19 protein-coding genes are annotated in these 22069 nt (G+C 72.2%); 18 read left to right on the top strand and 1 reads right to left on the bottom strand.

Annotated features, from left to right (window positions below):
* Positions 1–66 precede the first annotated feature (66 nt).
* Together clpB and OG580_RS16820 are read left to right on the top strand one after the other, a co-directional pair.
* Positions 67–2667, top strand: a complete 2601-nt coding sequence (gene clpB / locus OG580_RS16825) for an ATP-dependent chaperone ClpB (protein WP_267044498.1) — start codon at positions 67–69, stop codon at positions 2665–2667.
* 130 nt (positions 2668–2797) lie between these two features.
* Entirely contained in the window at positions 2798–3331 is a 534-nt protein-coding gene (locus OG580_RS16820) for a YbjN domain-containing protein (protein ID WP_267044497.1), read from the top strand.
* A gap of 208 nt (positions 3332–3539) precedes the next feature.
* On the opposite strand, the gene OG580_RS16815 is transcribed toward OG580_RS16820, so the two are convergent.
* Positions 3540–4709 (bottom strand): pyridoxal phosphate-dependent aminotransferase, encoded by a 1170-nt coding sequence (locus tag OG580_RS16815; protein ID WP_267044496.1) that lies wholly within the window; start codon positions 4707–4709, stop codon positions 3540–3542.
* A 199-nt stretch (positions 4710–4908) separates the two neighbouring features.
* Here OG580_RS16815 and OG580_RS16810 point away from each other — a divergent pair, with 199 nt between their 5' ends.
* The 16 genes from OG580_RS16810 (at position 4909) to OG580_RS16735 (ending at position 21980) form a co-directional block, all read left to right on the top strand.
* A complete protein-coding gene (locus OG580_RS16810; protein ID WP_267044495.1) occupies positions 4909–5091 on the top strand; it encodes a hypothetical protein in 183 nt (60 codons plus the stop codon).
* Between the two features lie 52 nt (positions 5092–5143).
* Entirely contained in the window at positions 5144–5377 is a 234-nt protein-coding gene (locus OG580_RS16805; protein WP_267044494.1) for a hypothetical protein, read from the top strand.
* Positions 5378–5751: 374 nt separating this feature from the next.
* Positions 5752–6270, top strand: a complete 519-nt coding sequence (locus OG580_RS16800; RefSeq protein WP_267044493.1) for a DUF2617 family protein — start codon at positions 5752–5754, stop codon at positions 6268–6270.
* Positions 6271–6345: 75 nt separating this feature from the next.
* Entirely contained in the window at positions 6346–8055 is a 1710-nt protein-coding gene (locus OG580_RS16795; RefSeq protein ID WP_267044492.1) for a polyamine aminopropyltransferase, read from the top strand.
* Positions 8056–8158: 103 nt separating this feature from the next.
* On the top strand, positions 8159–9085 hold the full coding sequence (locus tag OG580_RS16790) for an SRPBCC family protein (protein ID WP_267044491.1): 927 nt from the start codon (positions 8159–8161) through the stop codon (positions 9083–9085).
* A gap of 34 nt (positions 9086–9119) precedes the next feature.
* On the top strand, positions 9120–9911 hold the full coding sequence (locus OG580_RS16785) for an aldose 1-epimerase (RefSeq protein ID WP_267048029.1): 792 nt from the start codon (positions 9120–9122) through the stop codon (positions 9909–9911).
* Between the two features lie 51 nt (positions 9912–9962).
* Positions 9963–10502, top strand: a complete 540-nt coding sequence (gene pyrE, locus OG580_RS16780) for an orotate phosphoribosyltransferase (protein ID WP_267044490.1) — start codon at positions 9963–9965, stop codon at positions 10500–10502.
* 221 nt (positions 10503–10723) lie between these two features.
* Positions 10724–11746: a class II fructose-bisphosphate aldolase gene (gene fbaA / locus OG580_RS16775; RefSeq protein WP_267044489.1), complete on the top strand. Its 1023-nt coding sequence runs from the start codon at positions 10724–10726 to the stop codon at positions 11744–11746.
* A gap of 67 nt (positions 11747–11813) precedes the next feature.
* Positions 11814–12974, top strand: coding sequence for a MalY/PatB family protein (locus tag OG580_RS16770; RefSeq protein ID WP_267044488.1), 1161 nt, complete (start codon positions 11814–11816; stop codon positions 12972–12974).
* A gap of 138 nt (positions 12975–13112) precedes the next feature.
* Positions 13113–14570 carry an MFS transporter gene (locus OG580_RS16765; protein WP_267044487.1) on the top strand — a complete coding sequence of 486 codons (1458 nt, stop codon included), beginning with the start codon at positions 13113–13115 and terminating at the stop codon, positions 14568–14570.
* 270 nt (positions 14571–14840) lie between these two features.
* Positions 14841–15254, top strand: coding sequence for a DUF3151 domain-containing protein (locus OG580_RS16760; RefSeq protein WP_267044486.1), 414 nt, complete (start codon positions 14841–14843; stop codon positions 15252–15254).
* A 204-nt stretch (positions 15255–15458) separates the two neighbouring features.
* Complete coding sequence (locus OG580_RS16755; protein ID WP_267044485.1) at positions 15459–16340, top strand: DUF3152 domain-containing protein; 882 nt, start codon at positions 15459–15461, stop codon at positions 16338–16340.
* 124 nt (positions 16341–16464) lie between these two features.
* Complete coding sequence (locus OG580_RS16750) at positions 16465–17322, top strand: tryptophan 2,3-dioxygenase family protein (protein WP_267044484.1); 858 nt, start codon at positions 16465–16467, stop codon at positions 17320–17322.
* Complete coding sequence (gene kynU / locus OG580_RS16745; protein WP_267044483.1) at positions 17315–18520, top strand: kynureninase; 1206 nt, start codon at positions 17315–17317, stop codon at positions 18518–18520. The genes OG580_RS16750 and kynU overlap by 8 nt, the downstream gene beginning before the upstream one ends.
* Before the next feature lie 238 nt (positions 18521–18758).
* Positions 18759–19628 (top strand): alpha/beta hydrolase, encoded by an 870-nt coding sequence (locus OG580_RS16740; RefSeq protein WP_267044482.1) that lies wholly within the window; start codon positions 18759–18761, stop codon positions 19626–19628.
* Positions 19629–19736: 108 nt separating this feature from the next.
* Positions 19737–21980, top strand: coding sequence for a VCBS repeat-containing protein (locus tag OG580_RS16735; RefSeq protein WP_267044481.1), 2244 nt, complete (start codon positions 19737–19739; stop codon positions 21978–21980).
* The last annotated feature ends 89 nt before the right edge of the window (positions 21981–22069 follow it).

Genomic DNA, 22069 nt, shown 5'->3' with positions numbered 1-22069 from the left:
GAGTCATAGGGCGTGTACCCGTACACGAGCCCGTACGACCCCGCACAACGAGGAGGAACACCGCACGTGGACGTCGAACTGACCAACCGGAGCCGGGACGCGATCAACGCGGCCACGAGCCGCGCCGTGTCCGAGGGGAACCCGGATCTCATTCCCGCGCACCTGCTGCTCGCGCTGCTGGCGGGTCAAGGACGACAGGAAGCCGCGAACATCACCGACCTGCTCGTCGCCGTCGAGGCCGACCAGGCGGTCGTGCGCTCCGGCGCGGAGCGGCTGATCGCCGCCCAGCCGAGCATCACGGGGTCCACGGTCGCGCCCCCGCAGCCCAACCGCGAGTTCCTCGCGGTCATCGCCGACGCCGACAGGCACGCCAAGGAGCTCGGCGACGACTTCCTCTCCACCGAGCACCTGCTCATCGGGATCGCCGCCAAGGGCGGCCAGGCCGGTGAGATCCTCGACCGGCAGGGCGCGAGCGCATCGAAGCTGCTCGACGCCTTCGAGAAGAGCAGGGGAGGACGCCGGGTGACCACACCCGACCCGGAAGGGCAGTACAAGGCGCTGGAGAAGTTCGGCACGGACTTCACGGCCGCCGCGCGCGAGGGCAAGCTGGACCCGGTCATCGGCCGGGACCACGAGATCCGGCGCGTGGTGCAGGTGCTGTCCCGCCGTACCAAGAACAACCCGGTCCTCATCGGTGAGCCCGGCGTCGGCAAGACCGCCGTCGTCGAGGGGCTCGCCCAGCGGATCGTGAAGGGCGACGTACCCGAGTCGCTGAAGAACAAGCGGCTGGTCTCGCTCGACCTCGGCGCGATGGTCGCGGGAGCCAAGTACCGCGGCGAGTTCGAGGAGCGCCTCAAGACCGTCCTCTCCGAGATCAAGGCGAGCGACGGCCAGATCATCACCTTCATCGACGAGCTGCACACGGTCGTCGGCGCGGGCGCCGGCGGCGACTCCGCCATGGACGCGGGCAACATGCTCAAGCCCATGCTGGCCCGCGGCGAGCTGCGGATGGTCGGCGCGACCACCCTCGACGAGTACCGCGAGCGGATCGAGAAGGACCCAGCCCTGGAGCGCCGCTTCCAGCAGGTCCTGGTCGCCGAGCCGACGGTCGAGGACACCATCGCGATCCTCCGCGGCCTCAAGGGCCGGTACGAGGCGCACCACAAGGTCCAGATCAACGACTCCGCGCTGGTGGCCGCCGCCACCCTCTCCGACCGGTACATCACCTCGCGCTTCCTCCCCGACAAGGCCATCGACCTCGTCGACGAGGCAGCCTCCCGGCTCCGCATGGAGATCGACTCCTCGCCCGTCGAGATCGACGAGCTCCAGCGCGCGGTCGACCGGCTCCGCATGGAGGAGCTGGCGCTGAAGAACGAGACGGACGCGGCGAGCAAGCAGCGCCTGGAGAAGCTGCGGCGCGACCTCGCCGACCGCGAGGAGGAGCTGCGCGGCCTCACCGCCCGCTGGGAGAAGGAGAAGCAGTCCCTCAACCGGGTCGGCGAGCTGAAGGAGCGGCTCGACGAGACCCGGGGCCGGGCCGAGCGCGCCCAGCGCGACGGCGACTTCGACACCGCCTCCAAGCTGCTGTACGGGGAGATCCCGGCCCTGGAGCGGGAGCTGGCGGAGGCCTCCGAGGCCGAGGCCCAGCAGGAGTCGTCGAAGGACACGATGGTGAAGGAGGAGGTGGGGCCCGACGACATCGCTGACGTCGTCGGTGCCTGGACCGGCATCCCCGCCGGCCGCCTCCTGGAGGGCGAGACGCAGAAGCTGCTCCGTATGGAGGACGAGCTCGGCAGGCGGCTCATCGGCCAGTCCGAGGCCGTACAGGCCGTCTCCGACGCCGTGCGCCGCACGCGCGCCGGGATCGCCGACCCCGACCGTCCCACCGGCTCCTTCCTCTTCCTCGGCCCGACCGGCGTCGGCAAGACCGAGCTCGCGAAGGCGCTCGCCGACTTCCTCTTCGACGACGAGCGGGCCATGATCCGCATCGACATGTCGGAGTACGGCGAGAAGCACTCCGTCGCCCGGCTCGTCGGCGCGCCCCCCGGCTACGTCGGCTACGAGGAGGGCGGCCAGCTCACGGAGGCGGTCCGCCGCCGCCCGTACAGCGTGGTCCTGCTCGACGAGGTGGAGAAGGCGCACCCGGAGGTCTTCGACGTCCTGCTCCAGGTCCTGGACGACGGCCGGCTGACCGACGGGCAGGGCCGGACGGTGGACTTCCGCAACACCATCCTGATCCTGACGTCGAACCTCGGCAGTCAGTACCTGGTCGACCCTCTGACCTCGGAGGACGTGAAGAAGCAGCAGGTCCTGGACGTCGTCAGGGCGAGCTTCAAGCCCGAGTTCCTCAACCGCCTCGACGACCTCGTGGTCTTCTCGGCGCTCGACCGGGCCGAGCTGGGCCGGATCGCGCGGCTCCAGATCGACCGGCTCGCCAAGCGGCTCGCCGACCGGCGGCTCACCCTGGAGGTCACCCCGGAGGCCCTGGAGTGGCTCGCCGAGGAGGGCAACGACCCCGCGTACGGAGCACGGCCGCTGCGCCGCCTCATCCAGACGGCGATCGGCGACCGCCTCGCCAAGGAGATCCTCGCGGGCGAGGTCGTCGACGGCGACACGGTCCGGGTGGACTGCTTCGAGGACGGCCTGATCGTGGGTGCCGCGAGGTAGCCCGGAGGGGTCGGGCGGCGACGGAGGGTGCAGATCTTGTCAGCCCGCAGCGGATCGCGGCTGGTGGGGCTCCCCCGAACCGCCCGACATGGGGGAGGATGGCGAGCATCCGTACGAAGGGAAATACACGGTGAGCATCGACCCGTCCTCGATTCCGAATTTCGGGGGCCAGCCCCAGCCTCAGGCCGCAGGACCGGCGGGCCCCGTCGTCCCCGACCAGGACCTCGTCAAGCAGCTCCTCGAGCAGATGGAGCTGAAGTACGTCGTCGACGACGAGGGTGACCTCGCGGCTCCGTGGGAGGAGTTCCGCACGTACTTCATGTTCCGCGGCGAGGACGAGCAGCAGGTCTTCTCCGTGCGGACGTTCTACGACCGCCCGCACTCCGCCGACGACCGCGCCAAGGTCCTCGACGCGATCGACGACTGGAACCGCCGCACCCTGTGGCCCAAGGTCTACACGCACCTGCACGAGGAGGAGGACGGCTCCGCCACCCTCCGTCTCATCGGTGAGGCCCAGATGCTGATCGGCACCGGCGTCGCCCTGGAGCACTTCGTGTCCTCCACGGTCAGCTGGGTCCGCGCCTCCATCGAGTTCGACAAGTGGGTCGTGGAGCAGTTCGGTCTGGCGACCCCCGAGGAGAAGGCCGGCGACGAGGAGGCCTGAGCCTCCCTCGACGGCCGTCCGCAGTACGCCGAAGCCCGGCCGGGGGCTGTGACTCTTGTACGTCACGGCCCCGGGCCGGGCTTTCGTGTTGCCGGGGAGCGGGGAGCGGGGAGCGGGGAGCGGGGAGCGGGGAGCGGGAGCGGGCCCCGGGCCCCGGGCGGGGGCCTCGGCCTCAGGCGGGGCCTCGGCCTCGGGCCCCGCTCCGGTCTCAGGCGAGGCGCTTGAGGCGGGAGACGGCCTCCTCCAGGACCTCCGTCTTCTTGCAGAAGGCGAAGCGGACGAAGGGGGCGCCGGCCTCGCGGTGGTCGTAGAAGACGGCGTTCGGGATGGCGACGACACCCGCGCGCTCGGGGAGCGAGCGGCAGAAGGCGAAGCCGTCGTCGGCGCCGAGGGGGCGGATGTCGGTGGTGACGAAGTAGGTCCCCGCCGGGCGGTAGACCTCGAAACCCGCCTGCGCGAGGCCTTCGCTCAGCAGGTCCCGCTTGGCCCGCAGATCGGCGCGGAGCTCGTCGAAGTACGTGGCCGGGAGGCGCAGCGCCTCGGCGATCGCGTACTGGAACGGGCCGGCGGAGACGTACGTGAGGAACTGCTTGGCCGAGCGGACGGCGGTGGTCAGCTCGGGGCTCGCGGTGATCCAGCCGACCTTCCAGCCGGTGAACGAGAACGTCTTCCCGCTCGACCCGATGGTGACGGTCCGCTCCCGCATCCCGGGGAGGCTCGCGATCGGTACGTGCTCGGCCCCGTCGAAGACCAGGTGCTCGTACACCTCGTCGGTGACGACGAGCAGGTCCCGCTCGATCGCCAGCTCGGCCACGGCGGTCAGCTCGGCGCGGGTGAGGACGGTGCCGGTGGGGTTGTGCGGGGTGTTGAGCAGGATCAGCCGGGTCCGGTCGGTGACGGCGGCCCGCAGTTCGTCCAGGTCGAGGACGTAGGCGCCCTCGTGCGGGCGGAGGGTGACGGGGACGCGGGTGCCGCCGGCCATCGCGATGCAGGCCGCGTACGAGTCGTAGTACGGCTCCAGGGCGATCACCTCGTCGCCCGGCTCCACGAGGGCGAGCAGCGAGGCCGCGATCGCCTCGGTCGCGCCCGCGGTGACCAGTACCTCCGTGTCGGGGTCGTACGCGATCCCGTACCGCTCCCGCTGGTGGTCGGCGACGGCCTGCCGCAGCTCGGGCACGCCGGGGCCGGGCGGGTACTGGTTGCCGCGGCCGTCGCGCAGCGCGCGGACGGCGGCCTCGCGGATCTCCTCGGGGCCGTCGGTGTCGGGGAAGCCCTGGCCGAGATTGATCGACCCGGTCCTGGCGGCGAGCGCGGACATCTCGGCGAAGATCGTCGTCCCGAACTCGGCGAGCCGTCGGTTGAGCAGCGGTCGTGTCATGACCGCCATCCTGGGGGGAAGCTCTGGACTTGCTCAAGTGCGCTTTGGCGAGGACGTGCCGAGGGGATCGCCCTGGCATGAACATCGCATTCTTCATCCTCGGGATCGCGTTCGTGATCGCGATCGTGGTGTGGGTCGTCGCGCTGTCCCTGCGCGGCACGGTGCGGTCCGGTGGCGGTTCCGGTGCCACCGACAGCTGGTGGGCCGGATCGTCGTCCTCGTCCTCGTCCTCGTCCTCGTGCTCGTCGTCCTCCTCGTCGTCGTCCTTTTCCTGCTCCACCTCCAGCTCGTCGTGTTCGAGTTCGTCCTGTTCGTCGTCCTCCTGCTCCAGCTCCTCGTCCTCGTGCAGCTGAACCTCTGGACTCGCTCAAGTCGGCTTTGACGGGGGGCTGCAGAGGGCATCCCCCTCGTACAGAAGAACGGGGGTAGTACACATGGAACTCTTCATCATCTTCATCGGGGCGGTCGTCTTCATCGGTCTGGTCGGCGCGTTCCGGGGCCGGTCCGGTGCCGGAGTCCGGCACGGCAGCCGACGCGGCGGGCGGAGGAGCGGTCGCAGCTGGGCCGACGGAGGCGGCAGCGGTTCCGGGGGCTGCGGAGGGGGCGGAAGCTCCTGCAGCTCCGGATCCAGCTGCGGGGGTGGCGGCGGCTGCGGCGGCGGCAGCTAGGGGGCGGCGGCTGCGGCAGCCAGGGGGTGGCAGCCGCAGCAGCCAGGGGGCGTCCGGTCCGTCGGACAGCGCCCAGGGGGGCGGAGCACCCACTGGGCGCAACGGACCCGGAGGCACGTGTCGTTGGCATTTCGTCGGATCTTGTCGATCGATTCTGATTGAACAATTGAACTGTGGGGTCCCCGAAGGGGTTGGAAACCACGGCAAGTTGGGTAAAAACGCTGCGAGTCGCCCGGCGTCCGTGGTTCTCTCGCTCCTGACAGAGACAGCCCTCGGACCGTGTGTGGAACCGAGCCGGCGATCCCCCACTCCCGTTGGACCCTCTCCGGGGCGCCCCCGGCCCACCCGTCAAACCGTGTTTGCGGAGCCGACCCATGCTCACCACCCTGAAAACCTCCTACACCGATACGCGTGCGGCCGATCTGGCCTGGGCCCTCGGGCGCGAGCCGCTGCCCGCCCTCGCCGTACTCGATCTCGAACTCTCCGGCGCCAGACTCCAGTTGAGGCTGCTCGGCGCCTCCCACCAGGTACTCCTGGAGGAGGAGGGCCGCAGCTGCTCGGAGACCGTCGCCTGTATGCCCGGCAGCAGCACCCCGCTCCCGCTCGGCGTGTCCAAGCGCGTCGGCGAATGGGAGTACGAATTCGCCGCACGTGTCGAGACGCTCTCGCACGGCTCCTTCGCGGGCCGTGCGCAGGAGCTGCTCGCGCTCGTCGCCGACCACCCGAACGGGCTCGCGGGGACCTTCCCCGGGTCCCCGCACGCCTTCACGGCGATGCTGGCACAGCGTCACGAGGGCCAGGTGCGCTGGCGCACCTGGCACGCCTACCCGCAGGAAGGGCAGTTGGTGGTGACCAGGACCCGGATCGGCGTACGTATGCCCGCAACGCTCTGATACGCCCTCCCAGAGCTCCAGGTGCACTCGTGTGGGTGACAAGGAGCGAGTAAGTCGTGACGTAGCGTTACGTTCATGATCGAGCCGACCGTGACCATGCCACCCACCAGGGTGCGCCAACCGCCCGTGCGGCGGCGCGAGCGGCCACCCCGGTCGTCGCGGCCGCCGCGATCGGGCGACGCGGTGCGGGTCCCGGTCCTCGCCGTGGTCTTCGTCTGCGCCGCCTGCGGCCTGGTCTACGAACTCGAACTGGTCGCGCTCGCCTCCTACTTGATCGGCGACTCGGTCACCCAGGCCTCCGTCGTGCTCTCCGTGATGGTCTTCGCGATGGGGGTGGGCTCGCTCCTCGCCAAGCGGCTGCGCTGCCGCGCCGCCGTCGGCTTCGGCCTGGTCGAGGCCGGGCTCGCCCTCATCGGAGGCTGCTCGGCGATGGCGTTGTACGCGGCCTTCGCCTGGCTGGGCGAGTCGCGGTACGTCGTCGTGGGGTTCTCGCTCGCCATCGGGGTGCTCATCGGCGCGGAGATCCCCCTCCTCATGTCCCTCATACAGCGGGCCGCCCTGTCCGGGCCCGCGAAGCGGGCGAGTCGGCGGACCCCGCCCGTCGAGCAGGACGACGCCGCGGGGACGGTCGCCGACCTCTTCGCCGCCGACTACGTCGGCGCGCTCGTCGGCGGCCTCGCCTTCCCCTTCCTGCTGCTGCCCTGGCTCGGCCAGCTCACCGGCGCGCTCGTCACCGGCGCGGTCAACGCGATCGCGGGCGGCGGGCTCGTGCTGTGGGTGTTCCGCCGCGATCTGACCGCCCGCTCCCGCGCCCTGCTGATCGGGGTGAACGTGTCGGTCCTGGCGGTCCTCGCCACGGCGACCGTGCTCGTCGACGACTTCGAGGAGGCCGCGCGCCGGGCCGTGTACGGGGAGCAGGTGCGGGTCGCCGTCCACACCGACTTCCAGGAGGTGGTCGTGACGGGGGGCCGCGAGGGGCCGCCCGACCTGTTCCTGGACGGCCGGCTCCGGGTGGCAGGCCAGGACGAGTACCGCTTCCACGAGGCGCTCGTCCACCCCGCGATGAGAGGCCCGCACGCGCGCGTCCTGATCGTCGGCGGCGGGGACGGCCTCGCCGCCCGGGAGGTCCTGCGCTACCCCGGCGTCCGCTCCGTCACCGTCGTCGAGCTCGACCCCGGGGTCGTACGCCTCGCCCGCACCGATCCGGCCCTCGCCACGCTCAACGCGCAGGCGTTCCGGGACCCGCGCGTCCGGGTGGTCTACGCGGACGCCTTCAACTGGCTGCGGGGTGCCGCCGATCATCTGCAGGAACGGTACGACGTGGTGATCTCCGACCTTCCCGACCCGGGCATCACCCCCAGCACCAAGCTGTACTCGGAGGAGTTCTACGGGCTCGCGGCCCGGGTCCTCGCCGGCTCCGGACGGTTCGCCGTCCATGCCGGTTCGGTCACCGACCGCCCCCACACGTACTGGACGGTGGACGCATCCCTGCGCGCCGCCGGGTTCGCGACCCGCCCCTACAGCGCGGGCGGCCGCACCCCCGGCTTCGCCGCCGGTCCCGACCGCGCCGACCGCACCGGCGGTACGGAGCAGGGGCCCGGGGACTGGGGTTTCCTCCTGGCGGTCGTGGGAACGCAGCCGCCCGCCCTCGGCCTCGCACCCGACGCACCCCGGCTGCGCTCCCTCGGCGCGGGCACCCTGGAGGCCGCCGCGCGCCGAGCCGAGCGGGCCCGGGGAGCCGAGCTGCCGCCCTCGACCCTGGTGCACCCGCGGTACGGCGGCTGAGGGCGGGGGAGGGCCGCGGGTGGTGGCGAGGCGCGGTCGAGGGCGCGCGGGCCCCGGCGCAAAGAGGCGACGCCACGCCCCGGCCTGAGTAGGCTCGGCTTCCATGGAGCATGAGGTGTTCGTCCCGGTACCGGCCGAGGTCCTGCGCGCGACGCTCACGGACCCGGCCCGGGTGGTGCGCTGCGTGCCAGGCCTCCAGCGCGACGCCGACGCGGAGGCGGGCCCCCTCGCGGGCCGCCTCAAGGTCCGCGTCGGCGGCCACACCATCACCTACCGGGGCACCCTGCGGGTCGTCGAGCGGGACGGTGCCATCACTTACGAGGGGCAGGGCGCCGAGGCCCGGGGCAAGGGCTCGGCCGAACTGTCCCTGACCGTCGTCCTCACTCCGGTGGACGAGGGAACGAGCCTGAGCTTCACGGGCGCCCTGACGGCGGAGGGCCGGCTCGCCGAGGCGACGGACGAGGCCCGGAACACGGCGGGCGCCCGGCTGCTCGACAAGTTCGTGGAGGCGGTGGCCGCTCTCGCGGAGGAGCCGGGGGACGCGGCCGAGGAGGACGGCGCCGACTCCGGTACCGGCGGCGAATCCGGTACGCGCGGCGACTCCCGTGCCGGTCGCGACTCCCGTGCCGACGCCGACCCCCGTACCCCCGCCGACGCCGGTTCCGACGTCGGTCCCGAAACCGATCATGACGGGGTCGACGACGGGGTCGAGGAGCCCGGGCGGTCCTCCGGCTTCGGCGTGGAGATCCCGCCCCCCTCCCTCGACCCGCTGCTCGACGAGGAGTTCGGCGTCACCCCGGTCGAGCTCCCCTCCCCGCAGCCCGCCGCCGAGGCCGCCCACGCGCGGCGGACCATGATCGGACGGAGCGCCGAGGAGGTCGACCACGCCCCTCCGCGCGGCCGGTACGCCCCCGTTCCCGCGCCCGAGTCCACCCGCGCGTCGGACACCCTGCGGTGGATCGCCCCCGCCGCCGTGCTCGCCCTCGCCTCCGCCGTCGTCGTCGGCCGGGCCCTGCGTCGACGCCGCTGAATCGGCCCGGCACGATTAGGGTCGGGGCGTGAGCATGCAGACACGACTGACGGCGGGCGACGCCGAGTTGACCATCAGCCCCGAACACGGCTGCCGGATCGAGGGCCTGCGCATCGGCGGCACCGAGGTGCTGCGCCAGGGTGAGCGGTTCGGGAGCTTCCCGATGGTGCCCTGGTGCGGGCGGACCGAGGAAGGTCGCTTCCGCAACGGGGGGACCACCCATCAGCTGCCGGTCAACGCACCCCCGCACGCCATCCACGGCACCGTCCGCGACCTCGCCTGGAAGACCGTCCGGACCTCGGAGACGGAGGCGGTCTTCACCTGCGAGCTCGGGGACCCCTGGCCGTACAAGGGCCTGGTGACCCAGGTCTTCGAGCTGGCCGAGGACTCCCTCACCCTCCGGTTCGGGATCGAGACCTATGACGACTCCTTCCCGGCGCAGGCCGGCTGGCACCCCTGGTTCCTGCGCAACCTCGGCGAGGGCGGCCAGGACGTGCGGCTCGACTTCACGCCCGCCTGGCAGGAGGAGCGCGGCGAGAACCACCTCCCCACCGGCCGCCGGATCGATCCCCTCCCCGGCCCCTGGGACGACTGCTTCGGGATGCCCGAGGGCGTCGACGTCACCCTCACCTGGCCGGAGGAGCTGGAGCTGAAGGTCACCAGCCGCGCCGAGTGGGTCGTGATCTACGACGAGCCGGCGGAGGCGGTCTGTGTCGAGCCGCAGTCCGGCCCGCCGAACGGCCTCAACACCCACCCGCGCCTGGTCACCCCGATCGACCCGCTGGAGATCGCGAGCGTCTGGAGCTGGCGGCGGCTCCGTCCCTGACCCGCGGCGGCTCCGTCCCTGACCCGCCGGACACGCCCTAAGCTGCTGACCATGACTGACGTACGTGCTGAGCTGCTCCAGCAGATCAAGGACAAGGCCGTGGTACACGGCAAGGTGACCCTCTCCTCGGGTCTGGAAGCCGATTACTACATCGACCTGCGCCGCATCACGCTGGACGGCGAGGCCGCGCCGATGGTGGGTCAGGTCATGCTCGACCTCACCGCCGACCTGGACTTCGACTGCGTCGGCGGTCTGACCCTGGGCGCCGACCCGGTCGCGACCTCGATGCTGCACGCCTCCGCCGCGCGCGGGCAGCGCCTCGACGCCTTCGTCGTACGGAAGGCGCAGAAGGCGCACGGTATGCAGCGCCGTATCGAGGGGGCGGACGTGAAGGGCCGCCGCTGCCTCGTGGTCGAGGACACCTCGACCACCGGCGGCTCGCCGCTGACCGCCGTCGCGGCCGTCCGCGAGGCGGGCGGCGAGGTCGTCGCCGTGGCCACGATCGTGGACCGGGGCGCGGCCGACGCGATCGCCGGGGCGGGTCTGCCGTACCTCACCGGCTACCAGCTGGGCGATCTCGAACTGGGCTAACTGCCGCGAAGTCGTGACTTAGGTCCCGGACTCTGGTGAGAGCGGTCCTGACCTGCGTTTTCCCGAAGGGGCGGGGTGTTTCACGTGAAACACCCCGCCCCTTGGCATGCCGTGCCCGTGGGAGCCCGGACGAGAGTCTGAAAGGATGGGGTCGACGATGACGTCGCCCCCAGGTCAGGGACAGCAACGCACACACCCCGCACATCACAAGGAGCGGACGAATGCCCATCGCAACCCCCGAGGTCTACAACGAGATGCTCGACCGGGCGAAGGCAGGCAAGTTCGCCTACCCGGCCATCAATGTGACCTCGACCCAGACTCTGCACGCGGCGCTGCGAGGCTTCGCGGAGGCCGAGAGCGACGGCATCATCCAGATCTCGACCGGTGGAGCCGAGTTCCTGGGCGGTCAGTACAACAAGGACATGGTCACGGGCGCCGTTGCCCTGGCCGAGTTCGCGCACATCGTCGCCAAGAAGTACGACATCACGGTCGCGCTGCACACCGACCACTGCCCGAAGGACAAGCTCGACGGCTACGTCCGTCCGCTGCTCGACATCTCCGCCGAGCGCGTCGCCCGTGGCGAGAACCCGCTGTTCCAGTCGCACATGTGGGACGGCTCCGCCGAGACCCTCGCCGACAACCTGGCCATCGGCCAGGAGCTGCTCGCGAAGGCCGCCGCCGCCAAGATCATCCTTGAGGTCGAGATCACCCCGACCGGCGGCGAGGAGGACGGCGTCACGCACGAGATCAACGACGAGCTGTACACCACCGTCGACGACGCCATCCGCACCGCCGAGGCCCTCGGCCTGGGCGAGAAGGGCCGCTACCTCCTGGCCGCGTCCTTCGGCAACGTGCACGGCGTCTACAAGCCGGGCAACGTCGTGCTCCGCCCCGAGCTCCTCAAGGACCTCCAGGCGGGCGTCGCCGCGAAGTTCGGCAAGAACGACCCGTTCGACTTCGTCTTCCACGGTGGCTCGGGCTCGACCGCCGAGGAGATCGCCACCGCGCTGGAGAACGGCGTCGTGAAGATGAACCTCGACACCGACACCCAGTACGCCTTCACCCGTCCGGTCGTGGACCACATGTTCCGCAACTACGACGGTGTCCTGAAGGTCGACGGCGAGGTCGGCAAGAAGTCCACCTACGACCCGCGCACCTGGGGCAAGCTGGCCGAGGCCGGCATGGCCGTCCGCGTGACCGAGGCGTGTGCCGCGCTCCGCTCGACCGGCACGAAGCTGAAGTAAGCGTGTGAACGACGGGCCCGGTACCTCCTGAGGTGCCGGGCCCTCGTGCGTCGACGAGGAGGGCCTGATGTACGACTTCGACCGCGAGATAGACCGACACGACACCTGGTCGGTCCAGTGGGACGGGATAGCGGACCGCTTCGGCGTGCCCGATCTGCTCCCCTTCACCATCTCCGACATGGACTTCGCTTCCCCGCCGGAGGTCCTCGCGGCCCTCCGCGACCGAGTCGACCACGGCGTCTTCGGTTACACGGACTGGCGGCTCGGGGACTTCCGGGAGGCGATCCGGCACTGGTACGCGAGCCGGTACGCGACCGACATCGACCCCGGGGCGCTCGTGTACGCGCCCTCCGTGCTCAGCCAGCTCTCGCAGCTCCTGCAGATGTGGACGGAGCCCGGCGACGGCGTGGTCGTCCACACCCCCACGTACGACGGATTCCGCAAGGCCGTCACCGGGCTCGGGCGCGAGCTGCGGGGCGTGCCGCTCGGAGACCTCGACGCCCTGGAGCGGGAGCTGGCCCGCCCCGACAGCCGGATGCTGCTGCTCTGCTCCCCGCACAACCCGACCGGCCGGGTGTGGACGGAGGAGGAGCTCACCGTCTTCGCCGAGCTGGCGGAACGACACGGCGCGGCGGTCGTCAGCGACGAGATCCACGCCGACCTGACCACCGAGGGCCACCGGCACATCCCGTGGACCCGGGTGGCCGAGCCGGGCCGGGGCCGCCGCTGGGCGCTGGTCACCTCCGGCACGAAGGCCTTCAATTTCCCCGCGCTCTCGGGCTCGTACGGGATCGTCGGCGACCCCGACGCACGCGAGGCGTTCGTCCGGCGCATGGAGACCGGCGAGGGGCTCGCCTCGCCCGCCGTCCTCTCGCTGACCGCCCACATCGCCGCGTACCGGCAGGGCGCGCCGTGGCTGGACGAGCTGCGCGGCTATGTCGCGGGGACGATGAGGCTGCTCCGGGAGCGGATCTCGGAGGGCCTGCCCGGTGTCGTGTGGGAGCCCCCGCAGGCCGGATACCTGGCCTGGATCGACCTGCGGCCACTCGGAATCGAGGAGACGCGGCTCCAGGAGGAGCTGGTGTCGGTGGAGAAGGTCGCGATCATGCCGGGTGGGGTGTACGGGACGCCGGGCTTCGTCCGGCTGAACGTGGGCTGCCCGAGGAAGAAGGCGGAGCGGGGCGTGGACGCGCTGATCCGGGCGGCGACGCGGCTGCGGACGAGCTGACCCGCTGCGGGTGACGGACTGACCCGCTGCGGGCGCGCCGACCCGCTGCGGATGCCGGCCTGACCCGCTGCGGGCGCGCCGACCCGCTGCGGGGCGGTTCGAAGGGCGGGTTCGTCCTCTTCGCGGGACCATGCAGGCATGGGTGAGCGGGACGTGCGGATGGCCTCGGCGACCGGCCGGTGGATCGTGTTCACGACCGTGCTCGGCTCCGGGATGGTGCTGCTCGACTCCACCGTCGTCAACGTCGCCCTGCCGCACATCGGCGAGGACCTGGACGCCGACCTCGGCGCGCTCCAGTGGACCGTCAACGCCTACATGCTGACCCTCGCCGGGCTGATCCTGCTCGGCGGGGCGCTCGGCGACCGGTACGGGCGGCGCCGGGTCTTCGTGATCGGGGTGGTGTGGTTCGCGCTGGCCTCGCTGCTGTGCGGAGTCGCGCCGAACGCCGGGGTCCTGATCGCGGCCCGCGCGCTCCAGGGCGTGGGCGGGGCGCTGCTCACGCCCGGCTCGCTCGCGCTGATCCAGGCCAGTTTCCACGAGGACGACCGGGCCAAGGCGGTCGGCCTGTGGTCCGGCTTCGGCGGAGTGGGCGCGGCGATCGGGCCGTTCGTCGGCGGCTGGCTGGTGGACGGTCCCGGCTGGCGGTGGGTGTTCCTCCTGAACGTGCCGCTCGCCGTCCTCTGCGTACCCGTCGCCCTGCGCCACGTGCCCGAGTCGCGGGACGAGACCGCGCACGGCCGCTTCGACGTCCTCGGCGCGGTCCTGGGCGCGGCGGCGCTCGGGCTCGTGACGTACGCGCTGATCGGCGCGGCCTGGTGGGCGGGGGTGGCCGGGGTCGTGCTCGGGGCCGGGTTCGTGGTGGTGGAGCGGCGGCGGGGGGAGCGTGCGATGGCACCGCCGTCGATCTTCGAGTCCCGGCTGTTCACGGCGGTCAACCTGGTCACCCTCTGCGTGTACGCGGCGTTCGGCGGCTTCTTCTTCCTGGCCGCGCTGCAGCTCCAGGTGGTCTCCGGCTACTCGGCGCTCGGCGCCGGTACGGCGTTGCTGCCGACGACCGTGCTCATGCTGCTGTTCTCGGCGAAGTCCGGGGAGCTGGGGGAGCGGATCGGGCCCCGGATCCCCCTCACGGTGGGGCCGCTGCTGTGCGCGGCGGGGATGCTGCTGATGCTGCGGGTCGGGGAGGACGCCTCGTACGTACAGGACGTGCTGCCGGCCGTGCTGGTGCTCGGTCTCGGCATGACGGCCCTGGTCGCGCCGCTGACCGCGACCGTCCTGGCCTCGGTGGACGTGGCCAGGGCGGGGCTCGCGAGCGGGATCAACAACGCGGCGGCGCGGGCGGCCGGGCTGCTCGCGGTGGCCGCGCTGCCGCTGCTCGCCGGGATGGGCCCGGAGGCGTACCTCTCGGCGGAGGAGTTCGACGAGACCTTCCGGCGGGCGATGCCGATGTGCGCGGGGATCCTGGTGGTGGGGGCGGTGCTGGCCTGGACGACGATGCGGACGCCGGCGGCGCGGGCGGAGTGCCACCCGGAGTGCCGGGTGCACTGCGGGGTGACGTCGCCGCCGCTGGACCCGGGGGAGCGGGACGCCCCGACCTGAGGCGGGGAACGGGACGCCCTCCGCGTGAGCCCGGCCGCCGAGTCCCGAGACGGCGACCCCCTAGGGGGTGTCTTGCCGATCAGGCCGGGCTCGCGGGGTCTGGTGCCGCGCCTCGCCGCGTTGTCGTCACTCGCCGACGTCCCCCGTAGCCCTTCGGGCACGGGAGGTGCCCCCACCGCGTCGACTCCCTCCTCCGCCTTGCGATCCACGGCACCAGACCCCGCTCCCTGATCCGGCCTGATCGACAAGACACCCCCTAGGCTGGGGCCCATGGCCATCCACGAGAACCTGCTGGGGGGACCGGCCCCCACCCACCTGCCCGACGACCCGGGGCCGCGCGAGCTGCTCGCGAACGGTACGCCGCCCGCCGACGTCGCCGCGCAGTACCCGACCTCTTCGCTCGCCTGGGCACAGCTCGCCGACGACGCCTTCGAGGGCGGCCGGGTCGTCGAGTCGTACGCCTACGCCCGTACCGGCTACCACCGCGGTCTGGACGCGCTGCGCCGCAGCGGCTGGAAGGGCCACGGCCCGGTGCCGTGGGAGCACGAGCCGAACCGCGGCTTCCTGCGCGCGCTGCACGCCCTCGCCCGCGCGGCCGGCACGATCGGCGAGAAGGAGGAGTACGAGCGCTGCACGACCTTCCTGCGGGACTCCTCGGAGACCGCGGCGGAGACGCTCGGCTGACCCTCGGCTCAGGCGTTCGACCGACCTGATCCGTCCCGATTTCCTCCTGTCCTTCCGGGCAGGGGGAAATCCGGACAGACTCCTCGGCGCGTTCGATGCTGTTCGAAGCGGCCGGTACGATCCCCGGGACCGCAGGACCGACACGCCGGTACCCGAGGCCCCACGTCCTCTTCCCCCACACCGGCCGAACCAGGGGAGAAGACCGTGGGCAAGCGTGCCGCACCCGCTGGACGGCGAAGGGCCCAGAGCCGCCGACGGGGCAGGGACAGACGCGGCCCCGTGAGCCGGCTCGCACTCCCGGCGCTCGTCCTGATGACGGTCGCCCTCGGCGGCGGCGCCGCCCTCGCCCACTTCAACGGTCAGGCCGCCGACGACGCGGCGGCCCCCGCGGTGGAGACGACGACCGCGACCCCCGCCCCACGGCCCACGACGACGCAGCCGAAGCCGAAGCCGAAGCCCACCACGAAGCCGCCGACGCCCAAGCCCAAGCCGAAACCGACGCCGAAGAAGACCGTCGTGCCGCAGTCCGGCGCCGGGACCTTCACCACCGCGCAGGCCTCCGGTGACGCGGTCGGCACCGGCGGCTCCCTGCGCCGCTACCGGGTCCAGGTCGAGGACGGCAGCGGGCTGTCGGCGCGGGAGACGGCCGCCGAGATCCAGCGGATCCTGGCCCATCCGCGCGGCTGGGCCGCACACGGCCGGGGCCGGTTCCAGCTGGTCTCGCGGGACGCCGACTTCGTCATCCGGGTCGCCTCCCCGGACACGGCCGACGCGCTCTGCCTCCGGCAGGGCTTCCGCACCCACGGCGAGCTGAACTGCGAGACCGCCGACGGTGTCGTGGTGAACCTCAAGCGGTGGATGCTCGGCTCGCCGACCTTCGCGGGCGAGGCGGCCGAGTACCGGCATCTGATCATCAACCACGAGGTCGGTCACGAGATCGGCATCCGGCAGCACATGGGCTGCCCGGGTCCGGGCAAGCTCGCACCGGCGATGATGCAGCAGATCAAGGGACTGAACGGCTGCCGCTCGAACGCGTTTCCGTATGACGAAGACGGGAGCTACATCACGGGGCCGATCGTGTCATGATGCGTTTGGGACGGCGCGCGACGAAGCACGCCTCCCGAGGGGACCGGGGCTCCCGTACCGCAGGGAAGTACGTGCGGGCGGTGGAGCAGACCGCTACCCGGTAGTTCGTATCGAGGAGACAGAAATGTCACTCCCCCCGGGTTCTCCCGATTCCGCAGCCGGTTCGGTCGCCGTCGACCCGAACCTCGACTTCGCGGGTACCACGCCGTACGAGGACTACGTCCAGGCGGACGTCCTCACGCACCTCCAGCACCTCCGCTCGGACGACCCGGGCGAGATGGTCTTCCTGGTCACCACCCAGGTCATGGAGCTGTGGTTCACGGTGATCGTCCACGAGTGGGAGACCGCGAGCCGCGCCCTGCGCGAGGACCGCGTCCCGGTCGCGATGGACGCGCTCAAGCGCTCGGTCCGCGAGCTGGAGGCCCTGAACCACTCCTGGCGGCCGCTCGCCCAGCTCACCCCCGGCCAGTTCAACGCCTACCGGGCCGCGCTCGGCGAGGGCTCCGGCTTCCAGTCGGCGATGTACCGGCGGATGGAGTTCCTGCTCGGCGAGAAGTCCGCGTCGATGCTCGTCCCGCACCGGGGCGCGCCCCGCGTCCACGCGGAGCTGGAGAAGGCGCTCCAGGAGCCGAGCCTGTACGACGAGGTCCTCGGCCTGCTGTCCCGGCGTGGCCTGCCCGTGCCGCAGGCGGTCCTCGGCCGTGACCTGTCGCAGCGGTACGAGCCCTCTTCCGAGGTCGAGGCCGTCTGGGCCGGGATCTACGCGGACGCCGACCAGAACACCGAGCTCGTCCGGCTCGGCGAGGCCCTGAGCGACGTCGCCGAGCTGGTCTGGCGCTGGCGCAACGACCACCTGGTCGCGACCCGGCGCGCGATGGGCGCGAAGACCGGCACCGGCGGTTCGGCCGGGGTGGCCTGGCTGGAGAAGCGGGCCCAGAAGAACGTGTTCCCGGAGCTCTGGACGGCCCGCAGCCATGTCTGAGTCGTACGAGGAGAGGGCCGCCCGGCTGGACGCCGCCGACGGCCTGGCCAAGCACCGCGAGAAGTTCGCCCTCGACGCCGGCACCGTCTACCTCGACGGCAACTCCCTCGGCGCGCTCCCCGCCCACGTCCCGGCCCGCATGGCCGACGTGATCACCCGCGAGTGGGGCGAGCTCCGCATCCGCTCCTGGGGCGAGTCCGGCTGGTGGACCGCGCCCGAGCGGATCGGCGACCGGATAGCCCCGATCGTCGGCGCCGCCCCCGGGCAGATCGTGGTCGGTGACTCGACGAGCGTGAACGTCTTCAAGGCGGTCGTCGCCGCGGCCAGGCTGAACGGTGACGACCGGGACGAGATCCTCGTCGACGCCACGACGTTTCCCACGGACGGGTACATCGCGGAGTCGGCGGCCCGCATGACGGGTCACGCCATCGTGGTCTGCGACCCGGCCGACATGGCGGACGCGGTGAGCGACCGCACGGCCCTCGCGCTCGTCAACCACGTCGACTACCGCACGGGCCGGCTCCAGGACCTGCCGGGCCTCACCGCCGCGCTCCACGCGGCGGGCGCGCTCGCCGTCTGGGACCTGTGCCACAGCGCCGGCGCGCTGCCCGTCGGCCTGGACGCCCATGGCGTCGACCTGGCCGTCGGCTGCACCTACAAGTACCTGAACGGCGGCCCCGGTTCGCCCGCGTACCTGTACGTGGCCGAGCGGCACCAGGCGGGCTTCGACTCGCCGCTGCCCGGCTGGAACTCGCACGCGGACCCGTTCGCGATGACCCCCGGCTACGAGGCGGCCGCGGGCGCCCTGCGGGGCCGGGTCGGGACGCCGGACATCCTCTCCATGCTGGCCCTCGAAGCGGCGCTCGACGTCTGGGACGGGGTCGCGATCGAGGACGTGCGGGCCAAGTCCCTCGCGCTGACGGACTTCTTCCTGGAGTGCGTGCGGGCGTACGTGCCCGAGGGCCGCGTCGAGGCGGCGACGCCGCAGGCGCACGACGAGCGCGGCAGCCAGGTCGCGCTGCGCTGCGCCGGGGCCCCGGCCGTGATGGAGGAGCTGATCCGGCGCGGTGTGGTCGGCGACCTGCGCCGCCCCGACGTGCTGCGGTTCGGTTTCACCCCGCTGTACGTCGGCTTCGCGGACGCGGAGCGGGCGGCCCGGGTCCTGGCCGACGTCCTGGCCGAGGTTCCGGCCGTCTGACGTCGGTCGGTCCGGCCGAGGTTCCGGCCGTCTGACGTCGGTCGGTCCGGCCGAGGTTCCGGCCGTCCGAGGTCGGACGGGTCGGTCGACGTTCCGGCCGACGTCGGTCGGTCCGGTCGACGTCCCGGCCGTCCGAGGCCGATCGGTCCGATGATCGCCTGATCTGCGGGGGCTCCGGTGCTGGTACCGTCCCCGCAGGTCAGGCCAATTCGGCCGCGTCACCGAGAGGTTGGAACAGATGCCGGACCCCGCCGCGCGCGATGCCGCCGAAGAAGCCTCGGCCTTCTCGCACCCGGCCGTCGCCCCGGACGCCTCCGCCGCGTACGGCGACCACCCGGACCAGGTGGTCGACTTCTACGCGCCGCGCGACGGCCGCACCAGGGCCCCGCTCGTCGTCGCCCTGCACGGCGGCGCCTGGCGGGCACCGTACGACCGGCAGCACCTGACCCCGTTCGTGGACTTCCTGGCCCGCCGCGGCTTCGCCGTCGCCAGCGTCGAGTACCGGCGCGGCAGCGACATCCCCCGCCAGGGCGGTACGGCCCCGGTGGCCGGCCGCTGGCCGGAGACCTTCGACGACGTGGCCGCCGCGCTCGACGCCGTACCGGAGCTGGCCGCCGCGCACCTGCCGCAGGCCGACACCGGCCGGATCGTGCTCACCGGCCACTCGGCGGGCGGACACCTCGCGCTGTGGGCCGCCGCCCGGCACGTCCTGCCCACGGGCTCCCCCTGGCGGCTGCCCGCCCCGCCCGCGCTGCGCGGCGTCGTCGCCCTCGCCCCGATCGCCCACTTCGGGCGGGCGGTGGAGCTGGGGGTCTGCGGCGGCGCGGTCACCGAACTCCTCGGCGGTGAGGCGCCCTTCGCGGACCGGGTGCCCTTCGCCGACCCGGCAGCGCTTCTTCCGACCGGCATCGCGACCACCGTCGTCCAGGGCCGCGAGGACGTCGTCGTTCCGTACCCCGTCGCCGAGGCGTACGCGGACGCGGCGGCGAAGGCCGGCGAGGAGGTCGGCTTCACGCTCCTCGAAGGCATCGGCCACTTCCCGCTGATCGATCCGGCGGCGGACGCGTGCGCGGTGGTCGCGGAGGAGATCGCCCAGCTCGCCTGGTGAGGCGCGAAGTCGATCGGTTCACCGACGCCTTCGTACAACCATGCGACCCGGTCGCGAGTCTGATCGGGCACGCCACTCGCGTGTCCGATCTTCTTGTGGGGGTTCACCTTGCAGTTCCGCTCCACCGGCAGCCGTCTCGCCACGGCCGTCACGGTCGTCCTCGCCGTCACGGCCCTCGGTGCCGGCACGCTCGCCACCGCCCCGGCCGCCTTCGCGGCCACCTCGGCCCCGGCCCCGGCCGAGCAGTCCACCGCCGGCCTTCCCGTCTTCCCCGAGGACGCCTACCTCAGGGGCGTGGGCACCACCGGATTCCTCAGCTACTCCTTCGACCGGTCCGGGAACGAGACCCTGTCCTGGACTCCGTACGACGGGGGAACCCCGACCCGGATCCAGGAGCCCGAGGACGGCAGTGTCACCCCGACGGGCAGCGACGTGGTCGTCCTCGGCGACGGCGACTGGGAGAGCGATACGACTCCGCTCACCCTGCGGAACATGGCCGACCCGGCCGCCCCGGGCGTGGAGATCGACCTCCGCCCGCTGAACGGCCGTCACGTGGCCATCCTGAGCCCGACGAGCGTGCTCGCGCAGGTGACGAAGGAGGACGGCACGGCGGAACTGCACGTCGTGACCAAGGACGGCGCCGCGACGACCAACCGGAAGATCGCGGGCCTGCCGGCGGACGCCACCGAGTTCACCAGCTCGGTGGTCCACGACGGCGTCGTCCTCGTCGGGTACGCGACGGGTCCGCAGGACGCGCGGGTCGGCGGCCGGGCCCTGATCGACGTGGCGGCCGGAACGGTCTCCACGACCTACTCCTCCGTCGAGTCCGGGTACGGCTTCACCAGCCTGATGTTCTCCGGTTCGCACGTGGCCTGGCTCGACTACGCCTACGGCACCGGGCTGTACGTCACGTCCGTCGACCGCGAGACGGGCGAGGAGAAGAAGACCGTCCTGGGCAGCCGCGCCGACGAGTGGTACCACGAGCTCGTGGGCGGCTGGCTGGTGTACGGCGGCGCCGAGACGCCCCTCAAGGCCGTCTCCCTGACCACCGGCGAGACCCGCGACCTCCTCGACCACGTGTCCGGCACGTCGCCCTCGGTCGACGGCAGCGCGGCGGCGAGCGGCAGCCGGGCCGCCGACGGCGACGGGCTGTTCCGGATCGCGGCCGCCGCGGACGGCGCCCCGACGGTCACCAAGGTGGCGGACACGGGCCAGGTGGTGATCCCGCTGGAGATCGACCAGGTGCACGTCCCCGACGTGGCGGAACTCGACAAGGCCCCCGGCACGGTGACCCTCGGCTGGACGCTGTCGCGCGCCGACGCCTTCGTGGACGTCACGCTCACCCACATCGCCACCGGCAAGGAGTTCAGGAAGCGCCTGGAAGGCCCCTCGGCCGGCACCCTGTTCTCCTTCGCCTGGGACGGCGTCATCGAAGAGGTGGACGCCACGAGCAGGGTCACGACCGTGGACGCGCCGAACGGCAAGTACGCCGTCGAGGCCGAGGCGACGCTGCGCGACGGTTCCGGCGAGCCCGCCTACCAGGGCTGGTTCACGAACATCGTCCGCAAGGCCAACCCGCACGACTACAACGACAACGGCTCCACCGACGTCCTCGCCCGGGACGCCAACGGCGTGCTGTGGCGCGACGACCTGCAGAACCATCCGTACGAGGGCCGGATCGTGACCTCCACGTCCACCCGCCTCGGCGCGGGCTGGGGGGTGTACAAGCAGATCGAGGCCGTCGGCAACGTGGGCGGCGCCGCCCACGGCGATCTGATCGCGGTCGACGGCTCCGGCGTGCAGTGGCTCTACCTGGGCAAGGGCGACGGCACGTTCGCCACCCGGCTGAAGCTCAGCGGGGGCTGGCAGATCTACAACAAGCTCGCCGGAGGCTCGGACCTCGACGGCGACAACCGTCCCGACCTGGTGGGCACGGACAGCGCCGGTGTCATGTGGTTCTACAAGGGCACCGGCAGCTACGCGAAGCCGTTCGCGACCCGGGTCCGGGTCGGCGGGGGCTGGCAGATCTACAACCACGTCACCGCCGTCGGGAACGTCGCCGGCACGGCCGCCGGGGACCTTGTCGCCCGCGACGCCGCCGGCGTCCTCTGGCTGTACCCGGGCAACGGCCGCGGCAACTTCTCCACCCGCGTCCGGATCGGCGCCGGCTGGGGCGGCTTCTCCCAGCTCGTCGGCGCCGGCGACCTCGATGACGACGGGCGCCCGGACCTGATCGGGTACGGGGCGAACCGCACGTACGTCTACCGCTCGACGGGCGTCGCCGCCACCCCCTTCGTCCGTCAGGACACGGACCTCTACGCGAACCGCTCGCCCTACAACAGCGTCTCCTGAGACCTGCCCCGGACGGGCCCTAAGGCCTGCCCCAGGACGGTTCTAGTCCTCAAGGGGGACCCGGAAGGATCCGCATCCAGCGGGACGAC

The organism is Streptomyces sp. NBC_00094, from assembly GCF_026343125.1.
Taxonomy (GTDB): Bacteria; Actinomycetota; Actinomycetes; order Streptomycetales; family Streptomycetaceae; genus Streptomyces.
Note: the sequence above shows the minus strand (reverse complement) of the source record. Positions and strands in the feature narration are given on the sequence as shown.